Consider the following 14,557-nt stretch of genomic DNA (forward strand, 5'->3'; position numbering starts at 1 on the left):
TCTCTCCTGGCGCAGGCCGATCTGCGGTACGGTTCCCGCATCAGCTGCTCCGTAAGTCGTATAATATGGGAATCATAATATATGGAATCGAGACAATCTAGTGATGCGCGGCTCCGACGCCGGGCGACGACCGTGATCAAGGACTCACTGCGTGAGCTGCGGATCCAGCTCGCGCTGCTGAACCACCAGGTGGGCGGTCGGCTCGCATTGAAGGACATCGACCTGGACTGCCTGGACGTGCTCGGCAAGAACGGGCCGCTGACCCCGAGCGCGCTGGCTCGTCAGGTCGGTCTGCACCCGGCCACGCTGACCGGCATCCTGGACCGCCTGGAGCGCGGCGGCTGGATCGCGCGCGACCGCGACCCGGCCGATCGCCGCAGCGTCAGCATCCGGACGCTGCCGGACCGCAATGTCGAGGTCTTCCGTCTCTACCGGGGCATGAACAGCGCGATGGACGAGATCTGCGCGAACTACAGCGAGAAGGAGCTCGAGGTGATCTCCGACTTCCTCCAGCGCAGCGCCGAGGCTGGTCGCGAGTCGACCGCCAAGCTGGCTCAGGACTCGTAGAGCTCGACCAGTGAGCGGGCCAGGCGGGTGAGTTCCGCCCGCAGTTCAAGGGGTTCCAGCACTTCGAGCGCGTTCCCGTAGCGCACAAGCTGCGTCGCCGCGTTGGCAACGGACTCGATCGGTACTGCGACCGTGATACTGCCGTCCTCGGCCGGTTCGGCAGCGGCGTCGGCAATTGCCTTCAGCAACAGAGAGGCCGACAGATCGGTCAGCCGGGCCACCAGCGCGGACGAGATCCGGACCAGGGCGTGCGCGGTGAATCGCCGCTCCTCGAACTGGTCGAGATGTTCCTGCCAGTGCTTCGCGAGGTCGAACGCCGGTGGTCTGGAGAACACCTCGTCGGTCGCGGTCAGGTCGAGGACGTTCGAGACGCGATACGTCCGCAACCCCCCGGGCGCGGCGGCTACGACGTACCAGCTGCCGTTCTTCAGCACGAGGCCGTACGGGTCGAGGAGTCTTTCGACTTCGCGTGGCGCCTCCCAGCGACGGTAGAGCACCTTGATCCGGCGATCGTGCAGCACGGCCTCGGCGATCGCCGCGAGGTGAGGTGAGTCCTCGGCCTCGCGATACCAGGCCGGCATGTCGAGGTAGAAGCGGTTCTTCAAGCGCCCGGCGCGGTCGCGTTGGTCCGGCGCGAGGGCCGCCAGCAGTTTGAGCTCAGCCCCACTGGTCTGCTCGCTGAGGCCGAGGGCGGCAGCGGGGCCAGGCATGCCGACCATGAACAGCGCGGCGGCTTCTTGCTCGGTCAGCCCCGTCAGCCTGGTGCGGTAGCCGTCGACCAGGCGGTATCCGCCCGCGCGGCCCTGGTCGGCGTACACAGGCACTCCGGCGGCGGCGAGCGCCTCGACATCGCGATAGATCGTGCGGAGTGAGACCTCCAACTCTTCGGCCAGCTCGCGCGCGCTCAGCCGCCTGCGGGTCTGCAGCAGGAGCAGGATCGACAACAAGCGACTCGAACGCATGGTTCGAGGTTAGCCCTGAACACTGCCACTCGATGTCAGGTTTACCGGTCAGGCTCAGGACATGACCACATGGACCAAGGAAACCGCTGACTTCGACTTCTTGAACGGGCACTTCGACGTGGTGCACCGGCAGCTCATCAAGCCGCTGACCGGGAGCGACGAGTGGGAGGAGCATCTGGGCACGTGCAGCGCGCGGACCCACTTCGACGGGGCTGTCAGCATCGACGAGATGCAGTTCCCGGCCAAGGGCTTCTACGGGATGTCGCTGCGGCTGTTCGACCCGGTGGAGAAGGAATGGTCGATCTACTGGATCAACAGCAAGACGTACGAGCTGTTCCCGCCGGTCCGCGGCCGTTGGGCGGATGGATCATGCTGGTTGGTCGGCGAGGATGAGCACGAAGGTCGCCCGATCCTCGCGAGCTACCGGTGGTGCGACATCACCGACAGCACGGCCCACTGGGTGCAGGCGTTCTCGGTCGACGGCGGCGAGACCTGGGAACTCAACTGGACGATGGACTTCACCCGTCGCAAGACCGCCCCGCCACGGCTCGACCTACCGAAGCCGACGAGCGACTTCGACTTCCTGGTCGGCGAGTGGGACTTCCACAACCGCCGCCGCAAGCCGGCACTCGCCGACAACGCCGAGTGGTACGAGATGGACGCCAAGATGGTGGGCTACACCTACTTCGACGGAGCGGTCAGCTTCGACGAGGGGTGGTTCCCGACCGAGGGCTTCCGCGGCGCGACCTTCCGGCTGTACGACCCGGTCGCGAAGACGTGGTCGATCCACTGGATCAACAGCCTGCGCGGCAACCTGGAGACGCCGGTGATCGGCGCGTTCGGTTCGGACGGCGTCGGATTCTTCGAGGGTCCGGACGAGTGGGAGGGTCAGCCCATCCACGTCCGCTTCGTGTGGACCCCGGGTGACCAGAAGGCCTCCTGGGAGCAACTCTTCTCCACCGACGGCGGCCAGACCTGGATCTCCAACTGGCAGATGAGCCACACCCGCACCGCCTGAGCCTCCTGGCCCCTTCCGTCCGTGAAGGAAGGGGCCAGGGGTCTCGCTAAAGGTTGCGGGTGGCAAGCAAGGTGGAAAGTGCCGCCTGGGTGGACTCGTAGCCCTTGTCCTCGCGGCTGTCCGGAAGGCCGGCACGGTCGAGGGCCTGGGGGTCGTTGTCACAGGTGAGCAACCCGAATCCCACCGGGACGCCGGTGGTCACCGACACCTGCATCAGGCCGTCGGTCGCCGCCTGGCACACGTACTCGAAGTGCGGCGTATCCCCGCGGATGACCACGCCCAGCGCGACCACCGCGTCGTACCCACCCTTGGCCGCGTGCAACGCCGCAACCGGCAGCTCGAACGAGCCGGGCACCCGGATCACCTTGTAATCCGTCACTCCGGACTCGCTCAACGCCCGCTCGGCCCCGGCGACCAGCGAATCGGTCACCTTCGGGTGCCACTGCGCGGCGACGACCGCGACCCGGACCCCTTCAGCGCGCGGAGTCTCGATCGTGGGTGCTCCACTACCCGACATCAGCCGGCTCCGTTCTCGTCAGTCAGTACGCCGCCGGGCAGGTGGTGCCCCATCCGGTCGCGCTTGGTCCGCAGGTACCGCAGGTTGTGTTCGGTCGGATCGATCGAGATCCCCCGGCGCTCCACCACGTCGATGCCATAGCCCTGTACGCCGGCCAGCTTGTCCGGGTTGTTCGTCAGCAGCTTCACCGAGGTGATCCCCAGGTCGGCCAGGATCTGCGCGCCGGTGCCGTAGTCACGAGCATCCGCTGGCAACCCGAGATCGAGGTTCGCGTCGACCGTGTCGCGGCCCGCGTCCTGCAACTCGTACGCCTGCAGCTTGTGCAGCAGGCCGATCCCCCGGCCCTCGTGTCCGCGCAGGTAGACCACGACGCCACCCTCGGCCGCGACCTGGCGCATCGCCTCGTCCAGCTGGGGACCGCAATCGCACCGCAGCGATCCGAACACGTCGCCGGTCAGGCATTCGGAGTGCAGCCGTACCAGCGTCGGCCCGGCTCCGATCTCACCACGGACCAGAGCCAGCTGCTCAGAGCCGTCAACGGTGTTCCGGTAGCCGTGGGCAACGAAGTCGCCGTACCGGGTCGGCAGCGTAGTGGTCGCGACGCGCTTGATCTGGCTCTCGGTCCGGCGCCGGTAGCGGATCAGGTCCTCGATCGAGATGAGTACCAGGCCGTGCTCGTCCGCGAACTTCCGAAGATCTCCGCCACGCTTCATCGTGCCGTCGTCGTTCACCAGTTCGGCGATCGCCGCGGACGGCCTGAGCCCGGCCATTCTGGCCAGATCCAGGGACGCCTCGGTGTGACCGGGCCGCACCAGTACGCCGCCCTCCCGCGCGCGGAGGGGGAAGATGTGCCCCGGCTGGACCAGGTCGTAGGACTCGGACGCTGAGTCCGCGAGCACCCGGATGGTCCGGGCCCGGTCCGCCGCCGAGATTCCGGTGGTCACCTTGTCCCGCGCATCCACGGAGATCGTGTACGCCGTCCTCAGGCGCTCGCGGTTGTGCGGAGTCATCAGGGGGATGCCGAGCCGGTCGAGCTCGGCCGCCTCCATCGGCACGCAGACTACTCCCGAGCTGTAGCGGATCAGGAAGGCCAGCAGCTCCGGGGTCGCCTTGGAGGCCGCGAAGACCAGGTCGCCCTCGTTCTCCCGGTCCTCGTCGTCCACCACGATGACCGGACGGCCCGCGCGGATCTCGTCGATCGCGTGCTCGATCGTGTCGAGCTTCAGCACCTCGCCCATGTCAGCCCACCACCACTGGCTCGGGCGTGGACGCGGACGCCGCTGCCCGGCTCTGGATCCGCGACCAGGTTGCGAACCCGATGACGCAGAACAACCCGTAGACGACGTACATGCTGGCCGACGGGTAGAACTTCGCCTGCACGAGCAGCGGTACGCCGACCACGTCGACCGCGATCCAGATCAACCAGAACTCGACGAAGCCCCGGGCCATCCCGTAGGTGGCCAGGATCGAGCCGGTCAGGATCCACGCGTCCCACTGCGGACCCCACGAGCCCAGCGCCTTCAGGACGGGGTACGCGATCGCGTAGAGGACCACTGCGACGCCGAGCAACTCCAGGCGCTCCCTTGTCGTCGCCCAACGCGGCTGTACTCCGGTGCCGGCGCCGCTGTGGCGGGTCTGGTACCAGCGGTACCAGCCGTAGAGACTGACCAGGGCGAAGAAGACCTGCCGCCCGGCCTGGCCCCAGAGATCCTTGTCCTGCGGGGTGTCGAACAGCCCGCCGACGAAGACCGTGAACAGCAGCACGTTGCCGATGATGCCGACCGGCCACGCGGCGACCAGCCGGCGCATGCCGAACAGGGCGCTCGCGAGCCCGAAGACGTTGCCGACGATCTCCCGGACCAGCACCGGCGAGCCGGCGATGGTCACCTGCTCATGCAGCAACCAGTTCGTGAAGTTCATTCCTTGCCTCCAGCAACGGCGTCGGATCCGCCCGCGGTGAGCAGGCGCTCGACGTACTTGGCGATCACGTCGACCTCGAGGTTCACCGTGTCGCCGACCTTGTTGCGGCCGAGGACGGTGAGGTCGAGGGTGGTCGGGATCAGGCTGATCCCGAAGGTTCCAGTGCTGTCGTCGACGTCGGTGACCGTGAGGGACACCCCGTCGACGGCGATCGAGCCCTTCTCCGCGACGTACCGGAGGATCTCCGGCGGCGCGGCGACGCGCACGACCTCCCAGTGCTCGGCCGGCTCGCGGCCGGCGATGGTGCCGACGCCGTCGACGTGGCCCTGCACAATGTGGCCGCCGAGCCTGGCGTGCGCCGCGACCGCTCGCTCGAGGTTGACCTTCGAGCCTTTCTCGACCCTGCCGAGGCTGGTGCGTTGCAGCGTCTCGCGCATCACGTCCGCGGTGAAGGAGCCGTCACCGGTCTCGATCACAGTCAGACAGCAGCCGTTGACCGAGATCGAGTCCCCGTGCTTGGCGTCCTCGGTGACGAGCGGTCCCAGGATCGTGAGTCGGGCGGCCTCACCCTCGAGCAGGTCGAGCGACTCGACCGTGCCGAGCTCTTCGACGATTCCGGTGAACATCAGTGCCCTCCAGTGGGGGTCCGTGCGTTAGCTGGTTCGAGCGGCGTGAGGGTGAGCCGGACGTCGTCGCCGAGACGAGTGACGTCCGCAAGATGGAACCGCCGCAAGTGGTCGATAGATTCCGCACCCAGGTCCCCGATGGCGGAGAACCCCGAGCCGAGGACCGCCGGCGCGATGTACGCGACGATCTGATCGACCAGGCGGGCGCGGAGGAAAGCGGCGGCCAGCGTCGGGCCGCCTTCGAGCCAGAGGTGCCGGATCTGGTGATCGTCCAGCTGGCGCAGCACCTCGGCGGGGTCGTGGGTGGGCAGCAACAAGGTCTTGGCGCGGTCGTTGCGAACCCGCGCGGTCACCGGCACGTCCCGGTCGCCGACGACCACTCTGAGCGGCTGGCGCCCGACCGGGTTGTCCTGCTCGTCGCGGACCGTCAGCTCGGGATCGTCGTCCAGCACTGTCTGGGTGCCGACCGCGATCGCGTCGCACTCGGCTCTCTTGCGGTGCACGTCGGCACGGGCGAGCGGCCCCGTGATCCACCTGCTCGACCGGTCCGGAGCCGCGCTGCGACCGTCCAGGGTGGTGGCGAACTTCCAGGTCACGAAAGGTCGGCCGACACGGATCGAGTGCAACCAGACCTGGTTGACCGCCTCGGCCTCGTCCTGGAGCACGCCCTGCTCGACCTGGATGTTCTTGCTGCTGAGCTTCTCGGCTCCACCCGACGCCTCCCGGTTGGGATCCGGTACGGCGTACACGACGCGCGCGATCCCCGCTTCGATCAGGGCGTCGGAACACGGCCCGGTCCGGCCGGTGTGGTTACACGGCTCCAGCGTCACGTACGCCGTACCGCCGCGGGCCTGGCTCCCCGCCATCCGCAGCGCTTCGACCTCGGCGTGCGGTCCCCCGGAGATCGCGTGGAATCCCTCCCCCACCGGGTGACCCTCGCGGTTGGTGATGACACAGCCGACCACCGGATTCGGATGCGTGCTGCCGATGCCATGGGAGGCGAGTTCGACGGCGCGACGCATCCACGCGATGTCGATCGGCGAGGCGTTCTTCACTGACGGGTCCCTCGTTGTCACGGACGCGCACCGGGGTCGTGACAACCGGCGCGCACGCTACCCCGACGTACTGGACCCGTCGTGCCTGCTCGCCCTTTCCTGCGGCCCGCAGGCTGTTCGGTCGCGATCTCTCGATCGCGCAACGCGACCGAAGCCGCGTCGTCCGGACGCCAGAGCGCTACCCGCCGATCGCGTGCGCCTCCCATCCGGACTTTCACCGTCGGTCCCGGAATTCCACCAGGTCAACCGGCCGCCGAACTACAACGACCGGGTCGCGGACTATCACCGCCGGCTCGGAATTACACCGACCCCGGAGCACGCGAGTGGGTTCACTCGTGGTTCAAGTGTGCCACTCCCCGCAACCCTGACCAGGACATGGGTCACATCCTGAACATCCCCGCTCGGCTCCTCCGTCAGACGAGGGGGCCGCCGAGGGCCAGGTAGGCGAAGGTGGCGAGCCAGTGGTCGTGAACGAAGTCGCCGCTGACGACACCTGGCAGAGCCGTGTCCAGGTGGCGTTCGGCTGCGGCTCGTAGTACCGGCTGTCGTGGGTCACCGGCCGGCAGGGCGGTGGACAGTTCCGACAGCTGCCAGGCGCGGGTCAGGTTCAAACCCTGGAGGTGACCCTGGCGGCCGTCGGTCGGATAGCGCACCGCCACCGGCTCCAGCGGGGTATCGCCCCGGGTCAGGCCGGGCAGGAACGCGTCGAGCCAGCCCGGGTACTCCTCGGACGAGAGCACCCGGCGCATCAGGTCGGCCTCGCTGAGGGCCGGCGAGAGGAAGTCCTCGCCGCTCGGCTCCCAGCGGAGCGGATAGTCCCGGTCGTCGCGGAACCAGGCCAGTGCCTTCGCCCGGCAGGCGGCCACCAATTCGTCCCGGCCGAGGGCGCGGCCCGCGTCGATCATCAGCGACAGCGCGAAGGCGGTGTTCGAGTGCACCCCGTGGCGCACCGGCAGGGCGGACTGCCGCAGCCAGTCGACGGTCAGCTCCTCGACCGCATCCGCCAGCGGCTCGATCGCGTCGACCCATCGCTTCGCCGCCGGATCGGAGCTGTTGGCAACGGCCGCCGCCAGCAGCATCGCCCACGCCCAGCCGTACGGACGTTCGAAGCTAGGGGCGCCGCGCAAGTACGCGGCCTCGACGCCCAACGCGGACGGCGTCAGGTTCTCGTCGAGCGCCGCGCGGATCTGCTCAGCGTCCACCGCGTCCGGCCAGTCGGAGACCAGCCGCACCAGCAGCCAGTGCATGTGAACGCACGAGTGCCAGTCGAAGGACGAATGGAACGCGGGATGCAGCTCACGGGGGCTCGGGTTGTCCCCTGCGTCGAGACACAGATGGTCGAGGTGCTGGGGAAAGTCGGTGGCCAGATTGTGCAGCGCGATCTTGGCGTACTGCGGCGCCTGCTCGGAGACCGTGGTCATCTCGTACTGCGAACCTGTGGCCGATGGGGCTGCACCAAGTTGGCGCCAGGCGCCAGACAGGTGTCGACCATGATGCTCACACCCTGAGCGATCTGCTCGATCGACAGGCTGGGCCCGTTTCCGTCGGGCACCTGCTCCGGGGCATGCGGCACGTGGATGAACCCGCCCCGCAGGCCGGGGTACTTGGTGGCGATCAGGTGCATCAGCCCGTAGAAGATGTTGTTGCACACGAAGGTGCCGGCGGTGTCCGAGACCTTCGCCGGCAGGCCGGCCGCGCGCATCGCCGCAACGCTGTCCTTGAGCGGAAGGTTGGTGAAGTAGGCCGCGGGACCACCCGGCACGATCGGTACGTCGATCGGCTGCTCGCCGGCGTTGTCCTCGAGGTCCGCGTCGTTGATGTTGATGGCTACTCGCTCGGGTGTGATCGCGGGGCGGCCGTTGGCGAGCCCGACGCAGATCACCACCTCGGGGCGGTGCCCCCTGATGGCCGCCTCGAGGTCACTGATCGCGGTGGCGAAGACCGTCGGGATCTCGACCGCACGGACCTCGGTCGGACGAGCCTCGGCCACCTGGCGCACTGCCAGCCAGGACGGGTTGATCTTGTCGCCGCCGAAGGGCGTGAAGCCCGTCAGCAGCACCTTTGGTGAGATCACTTCAGCACTCCGAACGCTAGGAAGTACATCAGGGCGATGTTGCAGAAGAGCAGCGGGATGGCGGTCGGGATCTGCGCCTTGATCACGCCGTACCGGTCCTTGATGTCCAGCAGCGCCACCGGAACCAAGTTGAAGTTCGCGGCCATCGGGGTGACCAGGGTGCCGCAGTAACCCGCCAGCATCCCGATCGCGAAGACCGCGGCGACGTTGCCGTGGAAGTTCTGCACGAGCACGGGATAGCCGATCGCCGCGGTCATGATCGGGAAGGCGGCGAAGGCGTTCCCCATGATCACGGTGAAGACCGCCATGCCCACGCAGTACACGACGACCGAACCGAACAGGGAACCCGACGGCAGGATCGCCTTGGTGATCGTGCCGACCGCGTGACCGACGCCTGCGACATTGAACAGGCCGCCGAGAGTGGCCAGCATCTGCGGCAGGATAGCCGCCCAGCCGATCACCTCGAGCAGCCGATGACCGTCGGTCAACGGCACCAGCGGGGACTTCGGCCGCAACATCACGACGCCGATGACGACAGCCACGATCGAGGCGACACCAAGACCGATCAGCGTGTCCATACCGGTCTCGAGCAGCGGCTTGTCGCCGATACGGACCTTGGCGAGAACGACCGCGAAGATCACCGCGCCCACCGGGATGATGAGCGGCGGGATGAACAAGCGGTTGCCGAACCGCGCCGCGGCCGCGGTCTTCTCCGCGATGGTCGCCGAGCCTACCGTGCCGGTGGCGAGTTGCCGGGTGCCGACCAGGACGGTCATTCCGATCACCACGAGGCCGAGGATCCAGGCCGGAGCTGTCTTGTTGACCACGAAGGTCCCATAGATGAAGGAGATTCCGAGCAACCCCCAGAAGGCAGCGCTGCCGTGCCGCTTGCTGTTGGCGCTGTCGCGCAGTGTCAGCACGGCGCCGAACAGGAACATGAAGCCACACAGCCAGTAGAACCACTCGACCTTGATCATCGGTCACCCTCCGACCGGTCCGCCGTCGCGACCTCGCCGGTCTCGGCGAGGCTGAGCGCGGTCTCGTCATCGTGCGCTTCCAGGCCGATCCTCGCCGTCGGGGCGGCCAGTGCCGGACTCGGCAGCACCGCCATCATCCGGTCGATCTGGCGATCGAAGTACAGCAATCGTCCGGCGTGGATCACCAACGCGCAGAGCGCGGTCGGGATGGCCCACAAGGCGATCTGCAGGGCGTCGAGCTTCAGCCCGTACGTCGCGTCGACGAAGCCGGTGATCAGCAGGATCGAGCCGACCGCGACGAAGATGTCCTCACCGAAGAACGCGGCGACGTTGTCCACCGCGCCGGCGTGCCCCTTGAGCTTCTCCACCACCTTCTCAGGCAGCGCCCGGCCGTACTTCCGCTCAGCGGCACCCTCGGCCATCGGGTAGACCAGCGGCCGGATCGTCTGGGCGTGTCCTCCGAACGACAACAGCCCCAGCGCTGCCGTGACTTGGCGAATCAAGTGGTACGTCGCCAGCAACCGGCCGGCGGTGAGGAAGGTGAGCTTCCCGATCAGCAGGCGCGCCTGCTCCTGCAGTCCGAACCGCTCGATCAGACCGATGACCGGCAGAACCACCACGAACAAGGTCACCGAACGACTGCCGGCGAACCCGTTGCCGAACTCGTTCAGGATCCTCAGTGGACTGAGGCCACCGAGCAGACCGGTGACTATTCCGGCCGTCGTGACGACCACGAGTGGGTTGAGTCGTAGCGCGAATCCCGCGACAACCAGGACAACTCCGATGAGCACCAGCACGCACTTGCCTCCGCTCTTGCAGGTAGACGGCCACCTCGAGGTGGCCGGGGGTCCCGAGCCAGCGGCGATGCTAGTAGATTGTTGAACAACCCTACAATGGGGCGGCGGGTTAATTTTATGAAGATCATGAGTCGAACATGTAAACCGGTTCAGCCCCCCCGGACTACCTCCACCCTTCCCCGGCCCCCGTCACCCCCTTCGCCGGCCGCCCCTCCGCACGCCCGAGTCCCCTCCCTCCACCCGGTGGATTGACTGTGCGGATCGTGCCCTTGGTAAGCGTTTTCCAGCGACACGGCTCGCACACTCGTCCGCACACTCCTCACACTCGGCACGCTGCTCACCGTCGACAGCCGACCTAGGGGCGATCGCGCCGTCGCGCGCCATATCGACCAGATCGCACCGCCAGGAATCCGCGGAGGTATGAACCCAAGGCCTTCGCCGCTGGCCCTCGAGGCCACTTGAGCTAGCGTCGATGCCTCGGGCAACGACTGGACGCAGTACCAGCTGGTCGGCAGTACAGCGTGCGGTCCGTCACACCGCCGGAGCATGCGGCGCGGAGCAATCGCGGCTGGTTGTTACGGTGCGACCCTGACCAGTAACACTGCGGCCACCTTTCAGCACGGAAGCGGCAGCGGAGTCCCAGTGGACCCGACATATCACAAGTTGAGTAGACATTCCGTCCCCGTCTCAGTCGGTGTCGGGGTGGAATTCGGTGCAGTGGGGCGACGTTAGCGTCCTGCGGTGGGCGAACCCCACGACTTCCAGAATCGTTGTTCTAAGGAGATACCTGTGCGCGCCATCAGCGCCATCAGCGCCTTCCGCCGGTTTGCCGCTCTCGGTACGGCCGTCACCCTGGCCGTTTCGCTTGCCGCGTGTGGCAGTGGCGACAAATCCGATGCCTCGGGCCCCGATCTGGGCTTGATGCAGGCCGGCACACTGCGGATCGGCACGCTCACCGACGCGCCGCCGAACGTGTACGTCAAGGACGGCAAGTTCACCGGGTTCGACAACGACCTGATCACCGCGGTCGCGGCGAAGCTGAACCTGAAGCCGGAGTTCGTCGGGACGGACTTCTCCGCGCTGCTCTCGCAGGTCAACGGCGGGCAGTTCGACCTGGGCAGTTCCTCGATCACCATCACCGAGGCGCGCAAGAAGACGGTTGCCTTCAGCAATGGGTATGACTTCGGCTACCTCGGTCTGAACACCACGAAGACCTCGGGAATCACCTCCTTCGACCAGCTCACCGGCAAGCGGGTGGTCGTCGTCCAGGGCACGGTCCAGGACGACTACGCGACGCAGAAGAGCCTGAACCCGGTCCGGGTCCCGAACTACAACGCGGCCGTCGGCCAGCTCAAGGCCGGTACTGCGGACGCGTGGATCTCGCCCGCCGAGATCGGCGAGAAGATGGCGAAGGAGCAGGGCGGCGGCGTGGTGATCCTGGCTGCCAAGGAGCTCAGCTCTGCGCCGACGGCGTACGCGGTGGCCAAGAGCAACGACAAGCTGCGTGAGGCGGTGAACAGGGCCCTCGACGAGGTGATCGCCGACGGCACCTGGACCAAGCTGGTTGAGCAGTACTACCCGGGTCGCGCGGTGCCGACGTCGTTCAAGCCGGGCAGCGGGAACGTCAAGTTCGCACTGCCGTCGGCCACCCCCGCAGCCGGCTAGAGGATGGACATCTGGTCCACCCTGAGCGACACCTTCCTCGACTGGGAGTCGATGAAGGCGGTCCTGCCGGAGATGCTGAAGGTAGGGCTCGTCAACACCCTCATCCTGGCGGCCGCCTCGGTCGTGCTGGGCACTGTGCTCGGCATGATCGTGGCGGTCATGGGGCTGTCGCGCAGACGCTGGCTGCGCTGGCCCGCGAAGGTCTACACCGACATCTTCCGCGGGCTGCCGGCCATCCTGACGATCCTGTTGATCGGCCAGGGCCTGTCGCCGATCACCCGGCACTGGTGGGGCCCGAATCCGTACCCGCTGGGCATCCTCGCGTTGTCGCTGATCGCCGCCGCCTACATCGGCGAGATCTTTCGCTCGGGTATCCAGAGCGTCGAGAAGGGACAACTCGAGGCGGCCCGGGCGCTCGGCTTCACCTATACGTCCGGCATGTGGCTCGTCGTCATCCCGCAAGGGGTACGACGGGTCCTGCCCGCCCTGGTGAATCAGTTCATCGCCCTGGTGAAGGAGTCCAGCCTGGTCTACTTCCTCGGGTTGCTCGCCAGTCAGCGGGAGTTGTTCCGGATCGGCCAGGACGCGGCGGCGACGAACGGCAACCTGTCGCCGTTGCTGCTCGCGGGGCTGTTCTATCTGATCATCACCGTGCCGTTGACCCACCTGGTCAACTACTTCGACAAGCGGCTGCGTGAAGGCCGCCCCGCCGAAGAAGGCCGTAACACGGAACTCGAGGTAGAGGAGCTCGCCCATGCCGACCACCGCTGAACCCACAGCTGCCGTGACCACCGGCTTCGAGGCGGCCAGCCTGGAGCTGTCCGGGATCGAGCTTGCTTTTGGCAGCAACAAGGTACTGCGGGGCGTGGACCTCGTAGTACCGGCCGGGCAGACGGCGTGCGTGATCGGCCCGTCCGGGTCCGGCAAGTCGACCTTGCTGCGGGCCACCAACCGCCTGCTCGAACCGGCCGCGGGCGACATCCGGCTCGGCGGCGAGTCCGTCCTGCTGAGCAACCCGGACGAGTTGCGGCGGCGGATCGGGATGGTGTTCCAGCACTTCAACCTGTTCCCGCACAAGACGGTGCTGGAGAACATCACCCTGCCCTTGCGCAAGATCAAGAAGCTCACCACGGAAGGCGCCGAGGCGGCGGCTCTGCAGCAACTCGAACTGGTGGGACTCCAGCACAAGGCGTCGGCGCGGCCAGGCAATCTCTCCGGTGGTCAGCAGCAGCGCGTCGCGATCGCCCGGGCGTTGGCGATGAAGCCCGAGGTGATGCTGTTCGACGAGGCCACCTCGGCGCTGGACCCGGAGCTGGTCAAGGGCGTCCTCGGGCTGATGGCCGACCTCGCCTCGGCTGGCATGACGATGGTCGTCGTCACCCACGAGATGGGATTCGCCCGGCAGGTCGCCGATCAGGTCGCCTTCATGGACCGCGGTGTGGTGGTCGAGTCCGGCGCCCCGGACAAGCTCTTCACCGCCGCCGAGTCCCCCCGGCTCCGGCAGTTCCTCTCCCAGGTGCTCTAGGAGCCGCGTCCGGTATGCGTGGTTGTTGACGCGGAAGCGGCGTGGGGTCTGGCTTTCCCGCGGATCGGGCCGAAAGTGGGCGTGAGGTTGTGAGGCCCTCAACGCCCGGGGAGACGCATGGCTCTTCGTTTTCCGCCCAGAGCCCACCGTTTGTACGGTGGGCCGATTCTCGTCGGGCTCGTTTTCTGCCTGATCGCCGCGGTCGGGACAGCGGTGTCCGGTCCGCCGTCCAAGAAGCACACGGTCAGCCCGCCGGCCGCCGCGCCGCGCGCCGCCCCACCGCCGAAGTACGTCATCCTCACCTTCGATGACGGTCCGGATCCGCGCTACACACCACAGGTCCTCGACATCCTGAGGGCCTACGGCGCCAAGGCCACCTTCTTCGAAGTCGGGCGGAATGTGGCCAAGCACCCGGAGCTGACTCGACGCGCTCACGAAGCCGGCCACAGCGTGCAGAACCACACCTGGACGCATGCGGACCTCCGGAAGCTGTCCTGGGTGCAGTTCAAGGATCAGGTCGAGAGCACGGACCGGAGCATCGTTGCCCAGACCGGCGAGACTCCACGCTGCATAAGACCGCCGTACGGCGCGGTGAACCCTCTCGTCACCAAGCGGATCACGAGTCTGGGCAAGACGGTCCAGTTGTGGAGCGTCGATTCACGCGACTGGACGCGGCCCGGTACTGCGGCGATCGTGAGCCGGGTGCTCGCCGGGGTGCGCAACGGCTCGGTGATCCTGATGCACGACGGCGGCGGCAACCGCAGCCAGACCGTTGCCGCCCTTCCCACGATCCTGAAGACCCTCAAGGCAAGGGGCTACGCCGTCTACTCGACCTCGTGCGGCTAGCGCGGTGC

16 protein-coding genes and 1 riboswitch are annotated in these 14,557 nt (G+C 67.2%); of the genes, 6 read left to right on the forward strand and 10 right to left on the reverse strand.

What is annotated here, in order from left to right:
- Positions 1-132: 132 nt before the first annotated feature.
- Entirely contained in the window at positions 133-567 is a 435-nt protein-coding gene (locus tag ABD210_RS27395; protein WP_344115191.1) for a MarR family transcriptional regulator, read from the forward strand.
- Here the strand turns inward: ABD210_RS27395 and ABD210_RS27400 are convergent.
- Positions 555-1,529: a helix-turn-helix transcriptional regulator gene (locus tag ABD210_RS27400; protein WP_344115193.1), complete on the reverse strand. Its 975-nt coding sequence runs from the start codon at positions 1,527-1,529 to the stop codon at positions 555-557. The two genes, ABD210_RS27395 and ABD210_RS27400, sit on opposite strands and share 13 nt — an antisense overlap.
- 61 nt (positions 1,530-1,590) lie before the next feature.
- Here ABD210_RS27400 and ABD210_RS27405 point away from each other — a divergent pair, with 61 nt between their 5' ends.
- Positions 1,591-2,547, forward strand: coding sequence for a hypothetical protein (locus ABD210_RS27405; protein WP_344115195.1), 957 nt, complete (start codon positions 1,591-1,593; stop codon positions 2,545-2,547).
- A gap of 46 nt (positions 2,548-2,593) precedes the next feature.
- On the opposite strand, the gene ribH is transcribed toward ABD210_RS27405, so the two are convergent.
- From ribH to ABD210_RS27450, 9 genes are all read right to left on the reverse strand, one after another.
- Positions 2,594-3,064 (reverse strand): 6,7-dimethyl-8-ribityllumazine synthase, encoded by a 471-nt coding sequence (ribH, locus tag ABD210_RS27410; RefSeq protein ID WP_344115197.1) that lies wholly within the window; start codon positions 3,062-3,064, stop codon positions 2,594-2,596.
- Positions 3,064-4,302, reverse strand: a complete 1,239-nt coding sequence (locus tag ABD210_RS27415; protein WP_344115198.1) for a bifunctional 3,4-dihydroxy-2-butanone-4-phosphate synthase/GTP cyclohydrolase II — start codon at positions 4,300-4,302, stop codon at positions 3,064-3,066. The genes ribH and ABD210_RS27415 overlap by 1 nt, the downstream gene beginning before the upstream one ends.
- Before the next feature lies 1 nt (position 4,303).
- Positions 4,304-4,984, reverse strand: a complete 681-nt coding sequence (pnuC, locus tag ABD210_RS27420; RefSeq protein ID WP_344115200.1) for a nicotinamide riboside transporter PnuC — start codon at positions 4,982-4,984, stop codon at positions 4,304-4,306.
- Positions 4,981-5,610 carry a riboflavin synthase gene (locus tag ABD210_RS27425; protein WP_344115202.1) on the reverse strand — a complete coding sequence of 210 codons (630 nt, stop codon included), beginning with the start codon at positions 5,608-5,610 and terminating at the stop codon, positions 4,981-4,983. Before ABD210_RS27425 ends, pnuC begins: the two co-directional genes overlap by 4 nt.
- Entirely contained in the window at positions 5,610-6,665 is a 1,056-nt protein-coding gene (gene ribD, locus ABD210_RS27430; protein ID WP_344115204.1) for a bifunctional diaminohydroxyphosphoribosylaminopyrimidine deaminase/5-amino-6-(5-phosphoribosylamino)uracil reductase RibD, read from the reverse strand. Before ribD ends, ABD210_RS27425 begins: the two co-directional genes overlap by 1 nt.
- Before the next feature lie 190 nt (positions 6,666-6,855).
- Positions 6,856-6,987, reverse strand: a riboswitch (FMN riboswitch).
- Positions 6,988-7,078: 91 nt separating this feature from the next.
- Positions 7,079-8,086, reverse strand: coding sequence for a DUF2891 domain-containing protein (locus tag ABD210_RS27435; protein WP_344115206.1), 1,008 nt, complete (start codon positions 8,084-8,086; stop codon positions 7,079-7,081).
- A complete protein-coding gene (gene pcp, locus ABD210_RS27440) occupies positions 8,083-8,739 on the reverse strand; it encodes a pyroglutamyl-peptidase I (RefSeq protein WP_344115207.1) in 657 nt (218 codons plus the stop codon). Before pcp ends, ABD210_RS27435 begins: the two co-directional genes overlap by 4 nt.
- Positions 8,736-9,716, reverse strand: a complete 981-nt coding sequence (locus ABD210_RS27445) for a DUF979 domain-containing protein (protein ID WP_344115208.1) — start codon at positions 9,714-9,716, stop codon at positions 8,736-8,738. Before ABD210_RS27445 ends, pcp begins: the two co-directional genes overlap by 4 nt.
- Positions 9,713-10,513 carry a DUF969 domain-containing protein gene (locus ABD210_RS27450; protein WP_344115210.1) on the reverse strand — a complete coding sequence of 267 codons (801 nt, stop codon included), beginning with the start codon at positions 10,511-10,513 and terminating at the stop codon, positions 9,713-9,715. The genes ABD210_RS27445 and ABD210_RS27450 overlap by 4 nt, the downstream gene beginning before the upstream one ends.
- A gap of 789 nt (positions 10,514-11,302) precedes the next feature.
- On the opposite strand from ABD210_RS27450, the gene ABD210_RS27455 reads away from it, so the two are divergent.
- The 4 genes from ABD210_RS27455 (at position 11,303) to ABD210_RS27470 (ending at position 14,549) form a co-directional block, all read left to right on the forward strand.
- Positions 11,303-12,178 (forward strand): ABC transporter substrate-binding protein, encoded by an 876-nt coding sequence (locus tag ABD210_RS27455; RefSeq protein ID WP_344115212.1) that lies wholly within the window; start codon positions 11,303-11,305, stop codon positions 12,176-12,178.
- A 3-nt stretch (positions 12,179-12,181) separates the two neighbouring features.
- Entirely contained in the window at positions 12,182-12,949 is a 768-nt protein-coding gene (locus ABD210_RS27460; protein ID WP_344115214.1) for an amino acid ABC transporter permease, read from the forward strand.
- Positions 12,933-13,703 (forward strand): amino acid ABC transporter ATP-binding protein, encoded by a 771-nt coding sequence (locus ABD210_RS27465; protein WP_344115215.1) that lies wholly within the window; start codon positions 12,933-12,935, stop codon positions 13,701-13,703. Before ABD210_RS27460 ends, ABD210_RS27465 begins: the two co-directional genes overlap by 17 nt.
- A 117-nt stretch (positions 13,704-13,820) precedes the next feature.
- A complete protein-coding gene (locus tag ABD210_RS27470; RefSeq protein WP_344115217.1) occupies positions 13,821-14,549 on the forward strand; it encodes a polysaccharide deacetylase family protein in 729 nt (242 codons plus the stop codon).
- Positions 14,550-14,557: the final 8 nt, after the last annotated feature.

The organism is Kribbella alba (assembly GCF_039529635.1).
GTDB lineage: Bacteria > Actinomycetota > Actinomycetes > Propionibacteriales > Kribbellaceae > Kribbella > Kribbella alba.

Bases quoted from the DNA above. Each gene is read 5' to 3' on its own strand.
- ABD210_RS27400 (WP_344115193.1), bottom strand. From the start codon at position 1,529: ATGCGTTCGAGTCGCTTGTTGTCGATCCTGCTCCTGCTGCAGACCCGC.
- ABD210_RS27405 (WP_344115195.1), top strand. From the start codon at position 1,591: ATGACCACATGGACCAAGGAAACCGCTGACTTCGACTTCTTGAACGGG.
- ribH (WP_344115197.1), bottom strand. From the start codon at position 3,064: ATGTCGGGTAGTGGAGCACCCACGATCGAGACTCCGCGCGCTGAAGGG.
- ABD210_RS27415 (WP_344115198.1), bottom strand. From the start codon at position 4,302: ATGGGCGAGGTGCTGAAGCTCGACACGATCGAGCACGCGATCGACGAG.
- pnuC (WP_344115200.1), bottom strand. From the start codon at position 4,984: ATGAACTTCACGAACTGGTTGCTGCATGAGCAGGTGACCATCGCCGGC.
- ABD210_RS27425 (WP_344115202.1), bottom strand. From the start codon at position 5,610: ATGTTCACCGGAATCGTCGAAGAGCTCGGCACGGTCGAGTCGCTCGAC.
- ABD210_RS27435 (WP_344115206.1), bottom strand. From the start codon at position 8,086: ATGACCACGGTCTCCGAGCAGGCGCCGCAGTACGCCAAGATCGCGCTG.
- ABD210_RS27445 (WP_344115208.1), bottom strand. From the start codon at position 9,716: ATGATCAAGGTCGAGTGGTTCTACTGGCTGTGTGGCTTCATGTTCCTG.
- ABD210_RS27460 (WP_344115214.1), top strand. From the start codon at position 12,182: ATGGACATCTGGTCCACCCTGAGCGACACCTTCCTCGACTGGGAGTCG.
- ABD210_RS27465 (WP_344115215.1), top strand. From the start codon at position 12,933: ATGCCGACCACCGCTGAACCCACAGCTGCCGTGACCACCGGCTTCGAG.
- ABD210_RS27470 (WP_344115217.1), top strand. From the start codon at position 13,821: ATGGCTCTTCGTTTTCCGCCCAGAGCCCACCGTTTGTACGGTGGGCCG.